Source organism: Flavobacterium aquaticum, assembly GCF_003259835.1.
GTDB classification, from domain to species: Bacteria; Bacteroidota; Bacteroidia; order Flavobacteriales; family Flavobacteriaceae; genus Flavobacterium; species Flavobacterium aquaticum.
Window position 1 is genome coordinate 73,440 of sequence record NZ_QLMI01000001.1, and the last position, 19,770, is coordinate 93,209.

20 protein-coding genes are annotated in these 19,770 nt (G+C 32.0%); 7 read left to right on the plus strand and 13 right to left on the minus strand.

Annotation, left to right across the window (positions count from 1 at the left end; translation table 11 throughout):
• Positions 1-9: 9 nt before the first annotated feature.
• The 3 genes from B0I03_RS00390 to rlmD form a co-directional block, all read right to left on the minus strand.
• A complete protein-coding gene (locus B0I03_RS00390) occupies positions 10-717 on the minus strand; it encodes a DUF6048 family protein (protein WP_111565939.1) in 708 nt (235 codons plus the stop codon).
• On the minus strand, positions 698-1,201 hold the full coding sequence (locus tag B0I03_RS00395; protein ID WP_111565514.1) for a DUF6452 family protein: 504 nt from the start codon (positions 1,199-1,201) through the stop codon (positions 698-700). The genes B0I03_RS00390 and B0I03_RS00395 overlap by 20 nt, the downstream gene beginning before the upstream one ends.
• Before the next feature lie 74 nt (positions 1,202-1,275).
• On the minus strand, positions 1,276-2,688 hold the full coding sequence (rlmD, locus tag B0I03_RS00400; protein WP_111565515.1) for a 23S rRNA (uracil(1939)-C(5))-methyltransferase RlmD: 1,413 nt from the start codon (positions 2,686-2,688) through the stop codon (positions 1,276-1,278).
• Between the two features lie 67 nt (positions 2,689-2,755).
• Between rlmD and B0I03_RS00405 the strand changes: the two genes are divergently transcribed.
• From B0I03_RS00405 to B0I03_RS00415, 3 genes are all read left to right on the plus strand, one after another.
• Entirely contained in the window at positions 2,756-3,295 is a 540-nt protein-coding gene (locus tag B0I03_RS00405; RefSeq protein ID WP_111565516.1) for a DUF1697 domain-containing protein, read from the plus strand.
• 225 nt (positions 3,296-3,520) lie between these two features.
• Positions 3,521-4,801 (plus strand): ornithine--oxo-acid transaminase, encoded by a 1,281-nt coding sequence (gene rocD, locus B0I03_RS00410; protein ID WP_111565517.1) that lies wholly within the window; start codon positions 3,521-3,523, stop codon positions 4,799-4,801.
• 1 nt (position 4,802) lies between these two features.
• Positions 4,803-5,240 carry a DUF5362 family protein gene (locus B0I03_RS00415; RefSeq protein WP_111565518.1) on the plus strand — a complete coding sequence of 146 codons (438 nt, stop codon included), beginning with the start codon at positions 4,803-4,805 and terminating at the stop codon, positions 5,238-5,240.
• A gap of 49 nt (positions 5,241-5,289) precedes the next feature.
• Here B0I03_RS00415 and B0I03_RS00420 read toward each other — a convergent pair whose 3' ends face one another.
• The 3 genes from B0I03_RS00420 to B0I03_RS00430 are packed head-to-tail and all read right to left on the minus strand — an operon-like array spanning position 5,290 to position 6,915.
• Complete coding sequence (locus tag B0I03_RS00420) at positions 5,290-5,961, minus strand: hypothetical protein (RefSeq protein ID WP_111565519.1); 672 nt, start codon at positions 5,959-5,961, stop codon at positions 5,290-5,292.
• Between the two features lie 42 nt (positions 5,962-6,003).
• The gene (locus tag B0I03_RS00425) at positions 6,004-6,543 is read right to left on the minus strand and encodes a YceI family protein (protein ID WP_111565520.1); all 540 of its coding nucleotides are present in this window, start codon (positions 6,541-6,543) and stop codon (positions 6,004-6,006) included.
• A 15-nt stretch (positions 6,544-6,558) separates the two neighbouring features.
• Positions 6,559-6,915: a c-type cytochrome gene (locus B0I03_RS00430; RefSeq protein WP_133607724.1), complete on the minus strand. Its 357-nt coding sequence runs from the start codon at positions 6,913-6,915 to the stop codon at positions 6,559-6,561.
• 26 nt (positions 6,916-6,941) lie between these two features.
• Here B0I03_RS00430 and B0I03_RS00435 point away from each other — a divergent pair, with 26 nt between their 5' ends.
• From B0I03_RS00435 to B0I03_RS00450, 4 genes are read left to right on the plus strand one after another with little or no spacing between them, the layout of a single operon-like run.
• The gene (locus tag B0I03_RS00435; protein ID WP_111565522.1) at positions 6,942-7,346 is read left to right on the plus strand and encodes an OB-fold protein; all 405 of its coding nucleotides are present in this window, start codon (positions 6,942-6,944) and stop codon (positions 7,344-7,346) included.
• 10 nt (positions 7,347-7,356) lie between these two features.
• A complete protein-coding gene (locus B0I03_RS00440) occupies positions 7,357-7,872 on the plus strand; it encodes an ankyrin repeat domain-containing protein (protein ID WP_181452311.1) in 516 nt (171 codons plus the stop codon).
• Positions 7,873-7,875: 3 nt separating this feature from the next.
• Complete coding sequence (locus tag B0I03_RS00445; RefSeq protein WP_111565524.1) at positions 7,876-8,643, plus strand: T9SS type A sorting domain-containing protein; 768 nt, start codon at positions 7,876-7,878, stop codon at positions 8,641-8,643.
• 10 nt (positions 8,644-8,653) lie between these two features.
• Positions 8,654-9,532, plus strand: coding sequence for a DUF5777 family beta-barrel protein (locus B0I03_RS00450; protein ID WP_111565525.1), 879 nt, complete (start codon positions 8,654-8,656; stop codon positions 9,530-9,532).
• Positions 9,533-9,569: 37 nt separating this feature from the next.
• Here B0I03_RS00450 and B0I03_RS00455 read toward each other — a convergent pair whose 3' ends face one another.
• From B0I03_RS00455 to rmuC, 7 genes are all read right to left on the minus strand, one after another.
• Entirely contained in the window at positions 9,570-11,714 is a 2,145-nt protein-coding gene (locus tag B0I03_RS00455) for a DUF3857 domain-containing protein (protein WP_111565526.1), read from the minus strand.
• A gap of 9 nt (positions 11,715-11,723) precedes the next feature.
• Positions 11,724-13,631: a transglutaminase-like domain-containing protein gene (locus tag B0I03_RS00460; RefSeq protein ID WP_111565527.1), complete on the minus strand. Its 1,908-nt coding sequence runs from the start codon at positions 13,629-13,631 to the stop codon at positions 11,724-11,726.
• 102 nt (positions 13,632-13,733) lie between these two features.
• On the minus strand, positions 13,734-16,175 hold the full coding sequence (locus tag B0I03_RS00465) for an FG-GAP-like repeat-containing protein (RefSeq protein WP_181452312.1): 2,442 nt from the start codon (positions 16,173-16,175) through the stop codon (positions 13,734-13,736).
• A gap of 23 nt (positions 16,176-16,198) precedes the next feature.
• Complete coding sequence (locus B0I03_RS00470; RefSeq protein WP_111565529.1) at positions 16,199-17,323, minus strand: hypothetical protein; 1,125 nt, start codon at positions 17,321-17,323, stop codon at positions 16,199-16,201.
• 78 nt (positions 17,324-17,401) lie between these two features.
• Complete coding sequence (locus tag B0I03_RS00475) at positions 17,402-17,953, minus strand: acyl-CoA thioesterase (RefSeq protein ID WP_111565530.1); 552 nt, start codon at positions 17,951-17,953, stop codon at positions 17,402-17,404.
• A 5-nt stretch (positions 17,954-17,958) separates the two neighbouring features.
• Positions 17,959-18,306 (minus strand): 6-phosphogluconate dehydrogenase, encoded by a 348-nt coding sequence (locus tag B0I03_RS00480; protein WP_111565940.1) that lies wholly within the window; start codon positions 18,304-18,306, stop codon positions 17,959-17,961.
• 15 nt (positions 18,307-18,321) lie between these two features.
• Positions 18,322-19,710 (minus strand): DNA recombination protein RmuC, encoded by a 1,389-nt coding sequence (gene rmuC / locus B0I03_RS00485; RefSeq protein ID WP_111565531.1) that lies wholly within the window; start codon positions 19,708-19,710, stop codon positions 18,322-18,324.
• Between the last annotated feature and the right edge of the window lie 60 nt (positions 19,711-19,770).

A 19,770-nucleotide genomic window follows, 5' to 3' on the forward strand; every position in this document is an offset into this window, starting at 1 on the left:
CTTTGTTTCTTATTTTTTGGCTGTTGTAGTTTTGTTTTTCTTGTATATTGGAATAAAGTAACTTAAGGTGTAATTAAATCCCGCTCCAAATTTTCCATCATACGTTCGGTTGTAACCTGGGATGAAAAGATTGTCAAATCCATCTGGTTTTTTATTGGAAACTAAATAGTTCAATCGCACTGAAAAACCCATGTACAAGTTGTTGAATAATTCGGCTTTGATGCCGCCCACAACTTCTAACCAACTCGCTGTTAAACCATCGTATTCTCTTCCTGAAATTATGATATTTTCACCGTAATAATTAGTAGGATCGTAGATTTTATAACTATTCAAGGTGTGACTAAAACTACTAACTCCATAACGCATTCCTACGTAAATCATGTTTTCCATGTCGAGCCAGTTTTCAAATGAGTTGTAATCAAAACCCACTTTAAAATACGTTCCTTTTGTGGTAAAGTTCAAGCGGTCGTCGTCTACAGTTTTGTTTTCGTTTCCAAGTTCACCAGCGATGTAAAAACGCTTGGTTAAACGATAATCTCCCACTACTTCAAAACCACGATAGTCTTTTTCGTAAAACGAACGCGCAATTTTATGTAAATCGGTACCTAAACGTAAGCCGTAGCGTTCAGGATACATAACTTTTGCAGTGTCTTTAGTTTGTGCATTTCCTAATACTGAAAAGCACAATAAGCTCAGACTAAAAATAAATCTTAACATGTACTTCATTTTCGTTTTCTATATTAGGTTGCATTACTTCAATGTTTTGAATCCAGTTGTTGCCATCAGCAGTTAACACAATTGGATTGATATCGTTTAAATAAAATAGTGTTTTAAAGCCACAAGCACGAGAAACATATTCATTGATTCTTTCATAGTTAAAAGTAATCGCATCAATATTATCATTTGCTGTATCAGTGTCGCTTCCGTTTTGTGTAAAATTCAATGTAGTAATATCAGCCGTTGTTCGCAATGGAACTTGAATTTTAGAGACTCCATTAAAAGGAATTCCTTCTGTGAAAGTAGGTTCAATTATACCTAAATTCGTAACATTTTTTAAAATAGTAGGATTAGCAGCGTCGTAAAACTCAATAATTAATCGAGGTGTTACGGGAGTTCCTTCGGCGCAAATATCATCTTTTTCGCAGTTCCAAAACGAAACGGCTAAAAGCAAGGATAAGGTTATATAAACTATTTTTTTCATATTTATCTTATTCTGTCAGACTGAGCTTGTCGAAGTCGTTTTGTAACATTTCGACAGGCTCAATGTGACAAGTATTATCTTTTTTCTAAAAGAACCACATTTTCCACATGATGCGTTTGCGGGAACATATCCACAGGACGAACACGAACTACTTTGTATTTTTCGTCCATCAAAGCTAAATCACGGGCTTGTGTTGCCGAATTACAACTTACATACACAATTTTTGGTACATCTGTTTTCAATAACATCTCTACCACATCTTTATGCATTCCATCTCTTGGAGGGTCAGTAATAATAACATCAGGTTGTCCGTGTTGGTTAATGAATTCGTCGTTGAAAACGTTTTTCATATCACCTACATAAAACTCACAATTCGTAATGTTATTGCGTTCGGCGTTAGCTTTTGCATCGATAATTGCTTCTGGAACGGCTTCTACACCAATTACTTTTTTCGCTTTTTTCGATACGAATTGTGCAATAGTTCCGGTTCCAGTATATAAATCGTAAACGGTTTCGTTTCCGGTTAAACCAGCAAATTCTCTAGTGATTTTGTACAATTCATACGCTTGGTCCGAATTGGTTTGATAGAACGATTTCGCATTAATACTAAAATGCAAACCTTCCATTTCTTCCAAAATATAATCGCGACCTTTGAACAAAATAATGTCTTGGTCATACAACGTATCATTCAATTTTTGATTGATAACATATTGTAACGAAGTGATTTGTGGAAAACGTTCTGCCAAGAAATTCATCATCAATTCAATTCCGTTTTTATCGTTTTCAAAAAACTGAATCAACACCATAAGTTCACCAGTTGAAGCAGTACGAATCATCAACGTTCGCAACAAACCTTCCACAGCTCTTGCATTGAAGAACGTTAGGTTGTTTTCGTTTGCAAATTGTTTAATTTCGTTACGAATTTCGTTAGAAGGATCTTCTTGTAAATGACATTTTTCAATATCTAAAATCTTATCCCACATTCTTGGAATATGAAATCCTAACGCATTTTTATTATCAAATTCAGTTCCCGATTGAATTTCCGCATCGGTCATCCAACGTGCATTCGAGAAACCAAATTCCATTTTATTTCTGTAGAATAATTGCTTTTCGGAACCTAAAATCGGCTCGAATTCTGGTAATTCAATTTTACCAATACGTTTCAAATTATTATAAACTTCCTGATTTTTATAGAACAATTGTTGGCTGTACTTCATGTTTTGCCATTTGCAACCACCACAAGCACCAAAATGGTCGCAAACCGGTTCAATTCTATGTTCTGAAAATTCATGGATTTTTATAGCTTTACCTTCGTAGTAGGCTTTTCTTTTCTTCATGGTTTGTACGTCTACCACATCGCCTGGCACTACATTTGGAAGAAATATTACTTTACCATCAGGAGCTTTTGCTACCGATACACCTTTTGCACCTGCATCAAGGATTTTTACGTTTTCGAATACGATTTTTTCTGTTCTCTTTTTTCCCATGAGGCAAAAATAAGAATTGTTGGGTGGATTTGATAATATATTTTACTTTTATACCAAATTTTAAAAAATGAAAACCCACTTAGCCTTACTTCGCGGAATCAACGTTTCCGGTCACAACATGATAAAAATGGACATTTTGAAAATGCTTTTAGAAAACGCAGGATTTCAAAACGTACGCACTTATATTCAATCAGGAAACGTTTTTGTAGATTCTGAAGAAAAACATGGTGCGAGTGTTGGGTTTAAAATCAAGCAAGAAATTTTCAAGGAATTAGGATTGGAAGTTCCTGTCGTGGTTATTGGTAAAGAAGATTTAGAATCGTGTTTCAAAAACAATTCATATCTCAAAGAAAAAGCGTGTGATACCAAGAAATTGTACGTTGCTTTTCTATCGAAAGAATTACAAGGAAGCGCCATCAACGATTTAAAAATAAGTCAATTCAAACCTGATGAAGCCGCTATTGATAAAAGTAGAATTTATATCAAATACGCTGTTGGTGCTGGAAAAACCAGATTAGATCAAAAATATATCGAGAAAAAATTAAACGTCGTAGCTACCATTAGAAATTGGAATACGGTTACGACCTTGTTGGAAATGTTTGATTAAGAGTTTTAAAGGTTAAGGGTTTAAAAGTTTAAAAGAGTTTGGCCTAGTTTATATATTTTTAAAATTTCTTCCATTTCTAAAATCTGTGTTCCAAAAAATAGAATTTTTAGAGATTATTGATTTTGAATTTGAACTTGCCCTTGATTTTTGTATTTTTGACAACTATATGGTTGATTTCTCACCAATAAGAAGGAATTGCGATGTAACAATCAATAACAAAATTTTATGTCAGTTTTAGAAAGAATGACTTCGGCTGAAGCAATTGCATTAGAAGACAAGTACGGTGCACACAATTATCATCCACTACCAGTAGTTTTAAGTAGAGGAGAAGGAGTTTATGTTTGGGATGTAGAAGGAAAAAAATATTACGATTTTCTTTCGGCTTATTCTGCGGTAAATCAAGGACATTGTCATCCAAAAATTGTGGGAGCAATGGTGCAACAAGCACAAACCTTAACATTAACTTCAAGAGCATTTTACAATGATAAATTAGGAGTTTACGAGCAATTTGTAACCAACTATTTCGGATTTGATAAAGTATTACCAATGAACACAGGAGCTGAAGCAGTTGAAACAGCTTTGAAATTGTGTAGAAAATGGGCTTACGAGAAAAAAGGAATCAACGAAAACGAAGCACAAATTATTGTTTGTGATGGTAACTTCCATGGAAGAACGACTACAATCATTTCATTCTCAAACGACGAAAATGCACGTAAAAACTTCGGACCCTATACGGCTGGATTTATCAGTATTCCTTATGATGATATTGAAGCGTTAGAAAAAGCAGTAAATTCATCAAAAAACATTGCAGGATTTTTAGTAGAACCAATTCAAGGAGAAGCTGGAGTTTATACACCTTCAGAAGATTTTCTTAAAAAAGCAAAAGCAATTTGTGAAGCAAATAACGTTTTATTCATTGCCGACGAAGTACAAACTGGAATCGCAAGAACAGGTTCGTTATTAGCGGTCTGTGGCAATTGTACTTGTGAAGCAAAATGTGAAAAACAAGCCACTTATACACAACCTGATATTCTAATTTTAGGAAAAGCATTATCAGGAGGTGCGTATCCAGTTTCTGCGGTTTTAGCAAATGATAGCATTATGAATGTTATTAAGCCAGGACAACATGGTTCTACTTTTGGAGGAAATCCAGTTGCAGCTGCGGTTGCTATGGCGGCTTTAGAAGTAGTTTCGGAAGAAAACTTAGCTCAAAACGCTAGAAAATTAGGTAAAATCTTCCGCGAAGAATTAGGTAAATTTATCGAAACTTCAAGCATTGCTACTTTAGTAAGAGGTAAAGGGTTATTAAATGCTGTTGTAATTAACGATACAGAAGAAAGCGATACGGCTTGGAATATTTGTGTTCGTTTAGCAGAAAACGGTTTATTAGCAAAACCTACACATGGAAACATCATTCGTTTTGCTCCGCCTTTAGTAATGAATGAAGAACAATTGAGAGATTGTGTTTCTATTATTATTAATACGCTAAAAGAATTTGAAAAATAATATGGAACAAAATTTAGAATTAAATCAATTAGCAAAAGAAGCATTGAGAGAAGGTTCAAAGTGGACATTCTTTTTATCAATTGTAGGATTCATTGGAGTAGGATTAATGCTTTTAGCTGCTATTTTTATGACCATTTCATTATCTGATTTGCCTGATGAAGCTACAGGTTTAGGTCCATTAGGTTTTATGAAAAATTTCCTTTCATTATTATACTTTTTAATGGCAGGTCTTTATTTTATTCCAATTTATTATTTGTATAAATATTCTACAAATATGAAAACGGCGCTTCAATTCAACGATCAGAATTTGTTAACTGAAGCCTTTTTGAATTTAAAATCACATCATAAATTTTTAGGAATTTCGGTAATAGTAATAATTTCTCTTTACATACTAATACTTATAGGAGGCGTTTTTGCTATCGCTGCCTCAATATCATAAAAAAAAAATCCCGATTTAAATCGGGATTTTTTATTTTTGGAAGGTAGATTTACATACCACCCATTTGTTTTTGAAACTCTTCCATAGTTACTTTTGTAAAACCTTCACCTACTTTAAAAGCATCTGCAGTTATTTCTTTTGAAAATTTAGTTGCCATCATTACCATTTCGCCTTGTGCAGTTTTTACATTCATTTCTAGTGGATAGCCTGAAAGTTTTACTTTAGCATCTGCTTCAACAGCTTGTGGTGCAATTGCATCTGTGATATAAAATACGCTTTTAGTTCCATCGTTCATAGAAATGGTAGCTTTGTAGCATTTGAAGCCTAAAATCTCTTTAGTGTCTTTTTTGTCATAGATAACTTCTGTAGCGTTTTCAACATTTCCTACATTGTTAGTTGCTTTGCTAGCTTCTTCACCAATATCGGTAATTTCATATTTCATTCCCATAACTTCCACAGTCATTTTAGAATCTTTTTTATTTGCTGTAGGAACAATAGTTTTCATTAACATCATGCCGCCCATCATACTCATGTCGGTAGCTTGATTTTTTTCGTCAAAATGTACGGTAATTGTACTTTCGCCCATAGCAGCCATTTCTTCTGAAGCATTAGGCATTGTCATGCTATATGTTACAGAGCCTTTTTTTAATTGAGTTTGCGCAGTAGCTGTAATTCCTACAAATAATAAGGCAGTTAATGCAATTTGTGATAGTTTTTTCATTTGAATAGTTTGTTTGAATAATGTTGTAAATGTAATAAAATACTATTTCAATACAAATTCAAACTGTACATTTACTTTTTTGGTAACTTTTTTACTTACCACACTTGGAATTTCAATGTCGAAATCGTCTGTATTGACACTAAAGTCTGAAACAATTTCTATGCCATCTTTTCCTTTTTTAATTTTTGCGGTAATAACAATATCTTTTAATTTTCCATGTAGTTCTAATTTTCCTTTAATGGTATAATTGTTTGTTGTTGTAGTTATTTTAGATAAATCGAAATTCTCTATTTTTCCTTTAAAAGTTGCTTTTGGAAATTTGTCGCTTTCTACATAATTTTCATTAAAGTGTTCTTCCATTAAGGCGACTTTAAAACGAAACCCTTTCATTAATGCTAATGAAGCAATTTCACCTGTTTTCGTATTTAATACACAAGAAACGCCTGAATTTTTGGCTTTTACTTCTTCAAATGAAGGTGCCGAAGCTTCAAAAGTTATGGTTCCAGTTTTCGTAATTAATTTGTCTTGTGAAAAGCTGAGGCTACTAATTAAAAGTAAAGCCATAATTATTTTAGTTTTCATAATCTTAAAATTTAGTTATTGAGGAAAATCAGCATTTTGCCATGCTATGATAATGTTTATATCATTTTGAGATAATCTAGGACCACCAAGCGGCATGGCTCCAGATGTTCCTTCTGGTCTTGAAATTCGGTCAATTAAATTATTTAAAACCGAAGCCTTCACATTTTCGTAAGTAGTTAAAGAATTGGGCGCGCCAAAATTGGTTGGGTTTCCATGGCAATTCAAACAATTGTTTTGAATTATGGGTCTCACATCATTTTGATAACTTATTGATGTTGGAATTTCGGTTTCTGTTAAGTCGGAAACACTGTCTTCGCTACAACCCGAAAACGTTACTAAAATAAGAGCTAGAATTGGGAGTTTTTGTATCATTTTTTTCATTTTAAAAAGTATTAGTTATGAATAGAAAATTAAAATTTAGATTAGGACTAGGTGTCGCTTTGGTATTACTTTCTGCCATTGTTGTTTTGTATTTTTATGTGTATCAATCCCATCGCGATATTGATGCTGAAAAAGCCGCTTTTGAAACTAGTGTGAGTGAATTATCGCAACGTTTCTTAAATAATCCAGATTCTTCAACGGTAACTTATGCTGACCAAACTATTTCCATATACGGAAATGTTACAGCATTGGATTTAAAACAAAACACGATTACGTTAGATAACAAGTTAATCGCTACTACTTCTAAAGACGAAATGAATAGCGCTAAGATGGGAGAATTGGTAAAATTAAAAGGACGATTTATTGGCTATGACGAATTGTTCAATGAGTTACGAATGGATCAATGTACAATAGAAGAATAAAATGAAACGTATGAAATCAATTATTTTAATCATCGCTTTTTTGGGATTTTCTTCGGTTTTTTCTCAAGTCACTATTTTTGATGTTGCCAGAAGAGGAACAGTTGCCGAAATGTCTTCTTTATTAATAGCACAACCTCAGGCAATTGAGAGTAAGACCGTTCAAGGATTTACGCCTTTGATTTTAGCTTGTTACAACAGTAATGATGAGGTAGCTACTTTTTTAATTCAACAAAAAGCCAATTTAAATAATGTGAGTCCAAATGGAACTGCTTTAATGGCTTCGGTAGTTAAAAACAATCAAAAATTAGTAAAATTATTACTAGAAAATAAAGCTAATCCCGATTTACAAGACGGAAATGGCTTTACTGCTTTGCATTATGCTATTCAATTTAGAAATTATGAAATGATAGCACTTTTAATGCAATATCGACCTCAAATTACTATAAAAGATAATATGGGAATGACGGCAAAAGCATATGCAATCAACTTAAAAGACGAAAAAATACAACACTTATTAAAACTATAGATTATGAAAAAAATTACTTTTTTATTTTATTTTTTAGCCACTTTTTACAGCTGGGCACAGGGTTATTCAACTGGAACAATTAGTTTGAATAATACGGCTGGAGTTGCTATGACAGCTAAGATAGATGTAAACACTTTGGTAACGCTTACTTTAACTGGACCTTCTAATCGTTGGTTTGCTTTAGGTTTTGGAGCTAGTTCAATGACAGCAGGAACAGATGTAGTGGTTTGTCATGCAAATACTGTAGCATTGCCTTCATTTGATCGATATCTAACTGGTTTTTCTGCACCAGTATCAGATCCAACTCAGCATTGGACAGTAACATCAAATACGGTAAGTGGTTCTGTTCGAACTATTATTGCTACTAGAGCATTGAGTACAGGAGATACAAATGATTATATATTCTCATCCAATCCAAATCCAATAAGTTTGATTTGGGCTTACGGAAGTACGGCGAACAGCTACACTTTATCGTATCACGGAGGAAGAGGAGTTACTTCGGCTAATTTTACTTTAGGAAACAACGATTTTGTATTATCAGAATTTAAGATGTATCCAAATCCTGCTAAAGAATATGTTACTATTGATTTATCTGATTTAACTTCTAATGCAACCATTTTCATATATGATTACTTAGGACGACTTGTTAAAAAGGAGTTACTAAAAACAACTTCTTCAAGAATAGAAACATCCAATTTGCAAAAAGGAACGTATATAGTTAAAGTGGATTCTGATAAAGGATTAGCTTCTAAAATTCTAATAGTAGATTAAAACAAATTTTATGAAAAAAACATTCTTCTTTGCCCTGATTTTCCCATTTTTGGGATTTTCCCAAGATGATTTATTAAATGAAATCGATTCTGTTCCTCAAAATCAAAAGGTAGAATCGGCTTTTAAATCGTTAAAAATTGTGAATTTAGAATCTACAAAATTAGCCGCAAAGGGTGATTTTTATTTTGTGGTAGCGCATCGCTTTGGATTTGTAAATAATGGATTTGACGATTTTTTCGGATTGGACAATGCCAATACGCAACTAAAATTTCTTTACGGAGTAAATGATTGGTTAACAGTTCATGTATCAAGAAGTGGTTTTCAAGAAACCTATGATGCAGCGGCAAAATATCGATTGTTTTCGCAAGGAGAAAATAACTTTCCAGTAACTATTGTTGGATTTAATAGTGTAGCAGTTAATACCGAATTAAAAGAGGAAGATTATCCAAAATTAGAATTTGAAAATCGCCTGAGTTTTGCCACTCAAATTTTAATTTCTCGAAAATTCTCAGAAAAGTTATCTTTAGAATTGGCGCCAACCCTTTTTCATGAAAATACATTACGTGATGTTTTAGATGAAAATAATATGCTTATTTCTCCAAATCCTCAAGAAAATACGCAATATGCAATAGGAATTGGAGGTCGTTATAAGTTAACTAAGCGTTGGTCGTTTAATGTCGATTATGTAGCTCATTTAAATCGCACTAGTGAATCTATTTATAAAAATCCGCTATCAATAGGTTTTGATTTAGAAACAGGCGGACACGTTTTTCAAATGCATTTTACTAACGCAACAGCAATGCATGAAACAGGATATCTAGGGCAAACAGTAGGTGATTGGGGAAAAGGTGAGTTTGCTTTTGGATTTAATTTGGTACGTGTTTTTTAAACCATAAAAAAACCGAGCTTAGCTCGGTTTTGTTTTTTTAATTCTTTTTAAGTAGTACTTTTTCTTGTGAAAACTGATATGCTGCATCTAAGAAAGCAATCATTTTTTTCCAGTTAGCATTTGGTTCGTAAGAATTGATGTAATTTTTTGTGGAAACAATAACTAATTTATTGTCTTTTACTTCGGCTTTACTTACAAAACTTCCGGTTTCGTTTTCCACTTTTACGTTTAATTTTTCTAAACCACTAAGAGTGTATCCTTCTGGAATATCTAAGTTGATAGTATATTCAAAAGAGCGTGGGAAAATAGTATAGATGTTATTGGTTCTTTCGTATTCTTTTTCTTCAATATCTACTTGTGAACTGATAAATTTCCCAATATCTAAAATATAATTGTTTCCTGCTTTTTTGATGAAATTTGAAGTAATAGTGAAGTTTTCTGTAATCACTAATGGTTCGTCGATGCCAAATCGACCTGTTTTATCCACCTTTAAATCGTGTTTATCCACTTTAATGTCATATTCTTCTTCAATTTCTTTTTTGAATTTTTCAACCTGATTTTGTTTGAATTTTTCAATTAAAGCAGTGTATTCTTTTTTGTATTTGTCTTTGTCTTTTTGTTTTCTAACTAAATCTAAAACCGGACTGGTTCCATATTTTTCATAATCTTCATTGATGTAATCATAAAATAAAATTTTATTATTATGCTCAAACTCTTTATTATGACCATACAAAGAAGAAATTTTTGAAGCATTCGCCGATGTAAAGTCAGCGCTCAAAGAAAGGTTTGTTGTTACTTTTGTAACATTGTCTTTATAGGTTAAACCAGGAAGTGTTATTTCTTCAATATCGCTTACTTTTTTGTTTTTTGAAACTTTTAAAGCATATGCTTTTGTGTTTTCTAATGAACTGTCAAATTGATTTGGGATAGAAAAAGGATCAAAAATTCCGAAATAAATTGGGCTTTCTGTATTTACTTTAAGAAGAATTCTGATATTTTCTTGAATTAGCACATCACTTATTGGTCCATTTTCTCTTCCAGTAGCAACAATAATATCAAATTCAATTTTTTGTTTTTTTAGAAATTGCATGAAATAATTAATGAATTGTTCTTCTTTTGTAAAGAAAACAGGATCATAACCATAAAGTCCAAAAGGATTCATAATATTAGCATCGTTAATTACAAAAGCTTCAATGTATCTTGTGTAAAATTGGTGACGCATAAAATAATATACGGCTTTTACTTTTTCTTCATTAGACTTAAAGTTCTTTCCTTTTAAAAAGTTTTCTACATCATTTAAATTACCCGAAGGGAAAAATTTAGTATCATAATAATTAAAGATGTCTTCTTTTGTAGCTACTCTTTTAATAATACTTTCCTTTTCAGGTAAAAAAGCAGCTGCTCTTTGTTCAAATTTTCCAGAACGCGCAAAATAAACTTGAAATTTATAACATGGAAGTTCTACTAATGGTAAAAACCATCTTGGAAAATCGTTTTTAGGAATATCTGTTGCAACAATTTCATATTTACGTTCGCCACTTTTTTCTAACGGAATTTGTTTTAATTCTGGGCCATTATTGTAAGTATTGAAGTTAACAAAGAAATCATTTTCGGTTTGAAAAGTTAATTTGTAATTTAAAATAGGATAAGTTTCGCCAAGTGTTCTTTCTACCGCATCAAACCCAAATTCATAAGTTGAACTAAAGGTTTCTGTGCTGTAATTATAGAAATCAATAATATCGCCAATTTCTAAATTAGGAACGGCAATTTTTTTCTCTTTATCAACAGAAACAGCTTCTTTTTCTGTGTTTATGATGTTTTCTGTTCCGTTTGGTTTAATAACTTTTATACCAATAACTGTTTTAAGAACAGCTCCGTATCTTGGATTTGATTTTTCTGAATAACTAAATTCAGAGAAACTTGTGACAGCAGCTTGATCGTTTAGTTTTACTCTTTTTCTGAAGGCAGCTCTATAGGTTACGCTTTTTCCAAATTTATGAAAATCGTAATCTTCATATTTATAAATTACGACTGCAGATTCGTTTTTATACTTTTCTGGAATTGTATTTGCGCTTTTGTATTCGTCGTTTTTGCCCCAAAAGAAATCTTTAATTTCGTCTTTTGTTTGTGCTTGTGAAAGGCTAACCCAAAGTAAGGTTAGTAAAAATAATTTGAATTTCATTTTTGATTTTTATTTGGTTAAAACAACTTGTTCTGAATAGTTTTTTTGAATTGTTGCATAATGATTTTTCCAATCATTAAATTTTGAAGACTTGATGATTCCGTTTTTAAATTGAAATTGTTTGGTATATTCTAACGTATTTCCTTTTACTTCATATTTCATTAAAATGATATAATCATCTGTAATTATTGAGATGTTTTCAGGCATTTTCGATACTTTATAACCATCAGGAATTTGTAAACTAATCGTAATGTCATCAAATGATTTATAGTTCAACATAAAATCGGTTTTACGTTCTTTGAAATCAAATGAATTGAATTCTTTGTTGTAATTTAAATCCACATAAATTTCATTATCAAATGAAGAAACATGATTGGCGATAGAAACATCATAATCTAATGTTAGCTTTTGATCTCTATTTAATAAATCCGAAGTTTTAATGTTGGTTACGGTACAGTTTTTATCTTTCGAATTCAAATACCATCGTAAAGCATCTTCTTTTTTGTCATTTTTTATTGAGTTGTAGTTGTATAAAAAAGAAGCTCTACTTTCTCCAAGGTATTCGGCTTTTACTTTTCCTTTTAAGGTTTCATTTTCAATAACGTAGTTAATTGTACTTTTTTCAGTATTTGAAGCTGCTTTTTGTGTTGGAATTTTATCTAAAATAAATTTATCCCCATCTTCAATTAAAACTTCCTTTCCTTGAATTCTTTGTGCGTATTCTCCAAATGAGTTGTATTTTTCAGTTCCGTCTAAGAAGTATTTTTTACCATCTTTAATCAAAGCGCAAATCATGTGATTGTCAACAGATAGGGAAGGTGTGCTGTAATCATAAGCAATATGATTGGTTCCAATCCAGCACAATCTAGCGTCAAAACCTGCTAATTTTAGCATTTGTTTTGTTAAGTTTGCCATTCCTTTACAATCGCCATATCTTTTTTGGAAAACATTCTGAGAAACATCGGGTTTAAAACCTGCAATTCCGTCTTCAAAAGCAATGTATCTAATATTGTCTTGTACCCAATAGTAGATGTTTTTTATCTTTTCTTCGTCGGTTTTTGCATTGGCAGTTAATTCTTTTACTTTATCAGCGAAAATGCTAGAATCATCTTTCATTGAATCAACAAGTGATTTGTACCATTTATATAAATCGGCAGAAGAACTAAAAAGTGTTTTTTTCTCGTTTTTAACCGAAAATGATTTCGCAACAAATAAGATATGTGGATATAAAAAACTAGGACCTGGACTGTAGTTTTCTTTTGGATTTCCGTTTAAATTTTCAATGGTGTAAGTGTAAATAGTAGTTTCACCATTTTGCGTTATCGCTTTTTTGATAGCAAAACCTTCGAAGTTGAATTCTTTAATTTCTAAATCTAACCATTTTGGAATTTCAATAATTACCTTTTTTTCTATAACTGGAAATTCATCGCTAAAATAAATACTTGTAAAATATTTACTGTCTTTGATTTTCTTTTCCATTTGATATTTGTACGTATAACCTTGTACAGGAAAATCAACTTGCATAAATTTTACTCGGGCATCGTTGTAGAATAAGTCATCGCTTTTGTAAAATTCATCGTTTACAAAAAAGTTAGCTTGTTTATCAGTTTTGTATTTTAAAGAGAAATTTTCAATTGTAGATTGGCTGTCATAAAATTCATATTTCTGAATATCAGCTCTATGATTTATATTCATTAATTGTTCTTTTACGTTGTAATTAACTTCAACAAGATCGTTTGTTTTGTTAATGTTAAAAGTCACTTTTTCGGTACTGTTAAGTATTGCGATATCAAATTTATCGTACTTTTCTCGTATCGATTTTGCAGTTTTAATTTCTTCAGGCGATGGGTCTGCATTTTTTTGGGCAACTGCCGAAATACAAAAGAAAAGGACGAATAAAAGTTGAGAAATTTTCATGTTAAAATAATTTGCAATAATATAAAAAAATAGTTTACATATAAAAATAAAAACTGCCTTTAAGTAAAGACAGTTTTTAAATTTTATAAAAAAATCAAAAGTTTATTTCTTAATAAAACTTTCTGAATATTTGTTTCCTTCAGCAGTTTCAATTAAAAGAATATAAAACCCTTCCGCTAAATCAGAAACTGAAAATCTTGAGTCTGTAAGCGTAACATTTTTAACTACTTTTCCTAATGTAGATATTATAGAAACATTTTTAATTTGTAAATTTTCAATATTTGATAACGCTATAAAATCTGAACTTGGATTAGGATATAAAACTATTTTTCTGTCTTCATTGTTTACTAAACTTAACGGACTTGAACCTTCAATAACAGAAAGTGTTTCGTTAATGTTAGGGTTGTTTATTACATCAACAATTCCTGAAGGCCATTTTATAATTACTTGTGAAATTGTAGTATTTGTTCCAATTCCAAAATGAGCATTTAAAGTACTCATGTATCTAAATCCTTCACCACTGCGAATATCTCTAATTTGTTTACCAAAAGGGCCGTAAATTTCAACTCTTGCACCAATACCATTGCGGTTACTTTGAATTCCTTGTAATGTAACTTTAACCCAGTTGTTTCCGTTAGGCACGGCGTATCTAACAGTTGTTCCATTTAAAATATCAAGAAAACCGTCGTTATTTAAGTCACCAATAGCACCTACGCCTATAGCAGTATAATTTGTAGCTTCAAAAATATTATTTCCTTTGTTAAACATGATTTTATTTCCACCACCTAATACGTCTACTTTTCCATCATTATCAAAATCGTAAGCTACGTTATCAATATTTGTAGAAGAATTTGTGTCCCAACCAGAACCCGCAGTAATGTTTGTAAAAGCAGTTGTTGCTGTTTCTAAATTATTTCTAAAGAATTTATGTGTACCAGCACTTGCTGTAATGATAACATCCATGTCGTCGTCATTATCAAAATCAGCAACAGCCGAAGACCAAGTTTGAATAGGAGTAACATTTATTCCAGCTGCTGCAGAAATATCGGTAAATACACCATTTCCATCATTTCTGTGTAATTCACAAGGAGGCCCTGAACATTTTGAAATAAACATATCTAAATCTCCATCATTGTCAAAATCTGTCCAAAGAGAAGCATAATTACCACCACTTGGAGTAATTCCTAATAAATAAGCACCAGGCGTGCCAGATTGATAATAACTCATATTGCCACTTCCATCGTTGATATAGTACACATTAGGTGCAACATCATGACAAGAAAAAGCATCTAAATTTCCATCGTTATTTATGTCTACAAAATTTGTTCTTTGACAAAAAATGTAATCTGAAGGATTAACGTTAGTGTAGGCAGTTCCTGTGTTATTAGATTTCCAAAATGTTAAACCACTTCCACTACCAAGAACTAAATCGTTATAACCATCTCTGTTAAAATCTCCAGCAGCCATACTCCAAGAAGGCATGTCGCTTGTTCCAGTAATTGGAAAATCTGTTACGGTATATGTACCAGGTGTAGCACCTTGAAAGTGAACTCTTAAATTATTAGCGCTAACTCCAACAATATCGTCTTTATAGTCTCCATTCATATCTGCAATACAAATGTTATAAGTACTATTAATTGTAGCAACGGTTTGATTAGTATAAGTAACAGGAATTATAATTGGAGCTTCTGTTAAAGTAAAACTAAATCCATCTGCACTCCATTTATTATCCCAAACAATGTAATAAGTAACTCCTGCAGAGACTTCAAATGTTCTTACAGAAAGATTAGAATTTGTATTTCCAGAATTACAAGCAATAACTCCAGAATTATCATCATTGGCAACACAAGTTAATCCAGTTGTACAATTTCCAGTGTATACACTAAAATTGGTGTCTTTACAGATATTAATTGCTAAATCAGAAGATAGTGTAACATTAGCATTTATGTTAGGAGTATAAGAATACCATTTAGATAAACTAGATGAAGAACATGTAGTTACAATGTTTGTTTGATCAATTGCATTTACGACAGTTGTTCCAGCAGAAATTGGAGTTGCAGCAGCACAAGGATTGTAACCAGCAGGTAATTCGCTGATTTGAAAATTAAATCCTGTAGCCATCCAGCGATTGTCCCAAACTATATAATAAGTTGTTCCAGCAATAGCATTGAAAGTAACTCGAGATAAGTAAGAACTTCCAGATAAACAAGTAACCGTTCCAGAATCATCATCTCCAGCAACACAAGTAAGTGCAGCACAAGTTCCTGAATATACACGTAGTCTTGTGTCTAAACAAATGTTTTCTACCAAATCAGAAGATATAGTTACAGAAAAATTTTGTGATGGAGTATACGCATACCATTCAGCTGCTGTTGTGGATGTGTTATTTAAATTACAAGCTATAGCAGGTAATTCAGTTCCGTTGATTGTTCCTACTGTGAAAGTTCCCCCTGAGGAAATTGGAATTGCAGTTGCGCAATTGTCCTGAGCAAAAGTCATAATGCTACTAAGAACAAAAAGGATTAGTAAGTAATTTTTTTTCATATTTATTAGGTTGTAGTTTTTGTTTATCGACATTCATCTAATGAATTAATCCATTCTTCAATTATGGCAACTCCTTCAGTATGAATTAAAGTTCTACCATGAAGAGGCATTCTTGAGGCTTCATTTGTTGTGTTAACTCTGTGAAATAGCATTGATTTATCAGTTCTTCTTGGAGTTATTAATTTATCTAATTCAGGATCAAAATCTTGCATATCTTGAGTAGGTACACAAACCCCCATATTAGTTAAGCCATCTGAGGTTCCAGTATCACTAAATGCTAGTCTTAGTGGTCTGTAATCGCAATGACCTTTTTCTTTATGACAATGTGCACAGTTTATGTCAAAGTAAGAGCGAACTCTTTCACGGATAGGTTTTGAAGAATCATTATAATCCACAACTGTATTCGCTTCAGACGGTAATGCAATATTTTCTAAATATCCATTTTGTATCCAGTGCGTTAATTGATTTCTTGAAGTACTTCCGTAGTTGTAATTGAAGTTTAAATTTTGAGGTTTGATTCCAATAGGAGTAAAAACGGTTACTTCTTGACCATCAATTGTTTCTTTTTCTTTATGACAAACAATGCATTGAACTTCCGAAGGTACTCTGTAATTTACCGTTCTTGTTACATTGTTTTCATCAATCCAATTAATGTCTTTATAACTTCCTGCCATATCTAAATAGGCCTCAGTTTGCTCGTCATTCCAAACATATTCAGCAAAAATCCAACCAGAAGATTTGCGAATCATAATGCGAGTTTCTATTATTTTTCTTGTATTTGCTGGAAGTACATTGTCATAGTAGAAGGTTTTAATTAAAACGGCTCCAACAGGTAAATTAATTATATTACCATCGCCTTGATAGGTACCATGAGTGTTTTTAGGCATCCAAATGAATCTTTTTTTATGTGCATAATCACTAAAAAGAATACTTGCAGGTTCATAAGGAATAACATCAAGTGAAGGAACTTGATTTTTTATTTCACCTTCAAAGAATTTGTAATCAGATAGTTTCGGGTAAGGGACTTGTGTTAAGTCAACTGTAACAGGTGAAACGGGAGTATATTCATCTTCATTATCGTCTGAACAGGCATAAATAAAGAGGGAAATACTAATAATAAAAGCGTAAATCGAGTATTTTTTTATCATTTAGTTAAAGTTTGTTTGTATTGTTTGAAACAAATATAACTTTTTTTTCAAAACACCGATGATTTTGCAATTAAAAATTTAAAATATTTTATCAGAAATTACAACATTATATTTTTTAAGGTTTTCTAAAGCTTCTTTTGATTTATGATCAAAATTGTTTTCAATTTCTTTCGTTCTCTTTTTATTTTCAATACGATTAATGCTATCATAAAAACGACGAACCTCTTCCATATTTGAAATTATCAATTTTGGAACATTTACATTATTTCCAAATTCGTCTTTAGCAACCATAGTGAAATAACTCGAATTGCAATGTTTTTTAACTCCAGTCTGAATGTGTTCCGATGTTACTCGAATTCCCACAACCATAGAAGTTTTACCAACGTAGTTAACAGAGGCTTTTAAAGTTACTAATTCACCCACATCCACCGGATTCAAAAAGTCAACCGTATCAACAGAAGCTGTCACACAATAACAACCTGAGTATTTCGAAGCACAAGCAAAAGCAATTTGATCCATTAATTTTAATAAATAACCACCATGAATTTTTCCACTAAAGTTAGAGTGGGAAGGAAGCATTAATTCGGATAGCGTAATTCTTGAAGCATCTACTGTATTGGCAATTTCCATAAACGTTATTTTTCAAGTGAAACTTTAGTAACAAAATAGCGAGTATCGCCCCACCAAAAGAAAGTTTTATAGCGCTCTTCGTATTCCAAAGTCACTTTTTTACCTTGCCATTTTTTTAGATTTTCAATCACTACTACTTCATCTTCCATCACTGAAAAAGCAAAAATTTGAGCTCCAGAAATTCCTTGACTCAGTTCGCCTTCCCACGTTTTTATTATTAATCCTTTATGACTAATTTTAATTAATTCGCCCGATCGAACTCCTTCACTATAGGGTACATAATAAATAAAACTAAAGTAACCCACTGTAATTAAAGTGAGTGATAAAACAATATAAAGAATAATTTTGCGCATCATAATTTTCTTTTTTTAGTCGTTATTGTTTTCAGAAAGTAAAGAAATTTCATCAGTTTCATTAGCTCTTTTTAAAACAGATTCAGGCAAAGCCTTTTTGGCTTTAGCTCCCATTTTTTTTAGTTTTTCAACGCTTGTGATAAGGTTTCCTTTTCCGTCTACCAATTTGTTCATTGCGTTACCATATTCGATTTTAGCTTCGTCCATTTTTTTACCAATCTTAATCAAATCGGAAACAAAACCTTCAAATTTATCATACAAAGCTCCAGCTTGACGCGCAATTTCAATCGCATTTTCTTGTTGTTTTTGGTTCGTCCACATACTATCAATTGTGCGTAAAGTTGCCAAAAGGGTAGAAGGTGTTACAATCACAATATTTTTCTCGAATGCTTTGTTGTATAACGTTGTATCTTCATTTAATGCAATAGCAAAAGCGGATTCAATAGGAATAAATAACAACACAAAATCTGGACTTTCCATGTGGTACAAATCGTGGTAATTTTTGCTACCTAATTGCTCTACATGACGATTTATTGAAACAATATGTTCTTTTAAATGTTGATTTTTTATATCCGAATCTTCTTCGTTGATGTAACGTTCGTAAGCGGTTAAGGTTACTTTTGAATCGATAATCATTTTCTTGCCATCAGGGAGATTTATGATAACGTCTGGAAATACTCGATTACCGTCTTCTGTAACGTGACTTTGTTGTACAAAATATTCTCTGTCTTTCTCTAATCCTGATTTTTCTAAAACGCGTTCTAAAACCAATTCGCCCCAATTCCCTTGCATTTTACTATCGCCTTTTAAGGCTTTGGTTAAATTGATGGTTTCTTTGCTCATTTGCTCGTTCATTTCGCGAAGTCCCAAAATTTGCTGGCGTAAAGCTGCATGATAATCGATACTTTCTTTATGTGTATCTTCGACTTTCTTTTCAAAAAGTTGGATTTTATCTTGCAAAGGCGACAAAATATTTTTTAAATTCTCTTTGTTTTGCTCCGTAAATTTTACTGTTTTCTCTTCTAGAATTTTATTAGCTAGATTTTCAAATTCTTTTGTGAATTTTTCTTGAAGTTGTTCTACTTCTTGCTTTTGTTCTTTATTGCGTTCTAATAAATTATCGAAGTCATTTTCCTTTTTAGCCAAATGAATGGCTAAAGATTCCTTTTCTTTTTGCAGATTTTCTTTTTCGGATGAAAGTTGGGCAAACGATTTTTCAAACTGATTTCGCTCGGTTTGAAACTGAATTTTCAGTTGTTCAATTTGACCTAAAAGTCCCTTAATTCGTTCTTCTAAACCTGATTTTTCAGATTGTGATTTGGCAGAAAATAATATTTTTCCAATGAAAATTCCAATTCCTAGAGCAATAATAAATGCGGCAAGTACTAAAAGGGTTTGTGACATGGTTGTTGATTTTATTTTATAATGTAAATGTAGCAAAAAATAAAATTTGAAGCTATATTA

Bases quoted from the DNA above. Each gene is read 5' to 3' on its own strand.
- B0I03_RS00470 (WP_111565529.1), bottom strand. From the start codon at position 17,323: ATGATAAAAAAATACTCGATTTACGCTTTTATTATTAGTATTTCCCTC.
- rocD (WP_111565517.1), top strand. From the start codon at position 3,521: ATGTCAGTTTTAGAAAGAATGACTTCGGCTGAAGCAATTGCATTAGAA.
- B0I03_RS00460 (WP_111565527.1), bottom strand. From the start codon at position 13,631: ATGAAAATTTCTCAACTTTTATTCGTCCTTTTCTTTTGTATTTCGGCA.
- B0I03_RS00405 (WP_111565516.1), top strand. From the start codon at position 2,756: ATGAAAACCCACTTAGCCTTACTTCGCGGAATCAACGTTTCCGGTCAC.
- B0I03_RS00440 (WP_181452311.1), top strand. From the start codon at position 7,357: ATGAAATCAATTATTTTAATCATCGCTTTTTTGGGATTTTCTTCGGTT.
- B0I03_RS00455 (WP_111565526.1), bottom strand. From the start codon at position 11,714: ATGAAATTCAAATTATTTTTACTAACCTTACTTTGGGTTAGCCTTTCA.
- B0I03_RS00450 (WP_111565525.1), top strand. From the start codon at position 8,654: ATGAAAAAAACATTCTTCTTTGCCCTGATTTTCCCATTTTTGGGATTT.
- B0I03_RS00435 (WP_111565522.1), top strand. From the start codon at position 6,942: ATGAATAGAAAATTAAAATTTAGATTAGGACTAGGTGTCGCTTTGGTA.
- B0I03_RS00430 (WP_133607724.1), bottom strand. From the start codon at position 6,915: ATGATACAAAAACTCCCAATTCTAGCTCTTATTTTAGTAACGTTTTCG.
- B0I03_RS00465 (WP_181452312.1), bottom strand. From the start codon at position 16,175: ATGAAAAAAAATTACTTACTAATCCTTTTTGTTCTTAGTAGCATTATG.
- B0I03_RS00480 (WP_111565940.1), bottom strand. From the start codon at position 18,306: ATGCGCAAAATTATTCTTTATATTGTTTTATCACTCACTTTAATTACA.
- B0I03_RS00420 (WP_111565519.1), bottom strand. From the start codon at position 5,961: ATGAAAAAACTATCACAAATTGCATTAACTGCCTTATTATTTGTAGGA.
- B0I03_RS00395 (WP_111565514.1), bottom strand. From the start codon at position 1,201: ATGAAAAAAATAGTTTATATAACCTTATCCTTGCTTTTAGCCGTTTCG.
- B0I03_RS00445 (WP_111565524.1), top strand. From the start codon at position 7,876: ATGAAAAAAATTACTTTTTTATTTTATTTTTTAGCCACTTTTTACAGC.
- B0I03_RS00390 (WP_111565939.1), bottom strand. From the start codon at position 717: ATGTTAAGATTTATTTTTAGTCTGAGCTTATTGTGCTTTTCAGTATTA.
- rlmD (WP_111565515.1), bottom strand. From the start codon at position 2,688: ATGGGAAAAAAGAGAACAGAAAAAATCGTATTCGAAAACGTAAAAATC.
- B0I03_RS00425 (WP_111565520.1), bottom strand. From the start codon at position 6,543: ATGAAAACTAAAATAATTATGGCTTTACTTTTAATTAGTAGCCTCAGC.
- B0I03_RS00475 (WP_111565530.1), bottom strand. From the start codon at position 17,953: ATGGAAATTGCCAATACAGTAGATGCTTCAAGAATTACGCTATCCGAA.
- B0I03_RS00415 (WP_111565518.1), top strand. From the start codon at position 4,803: ATGGAACAAAATTTAGAATTAAATCAATTAGCAAAAGAAGCATTGAGA.
- rmuC (WP_111565531.1), bottom strand. From the start codon at position 19,710: ATGTCACAAACCCTTTTAGTACTTGCCGCATTTATTATTGCTCTAGGA.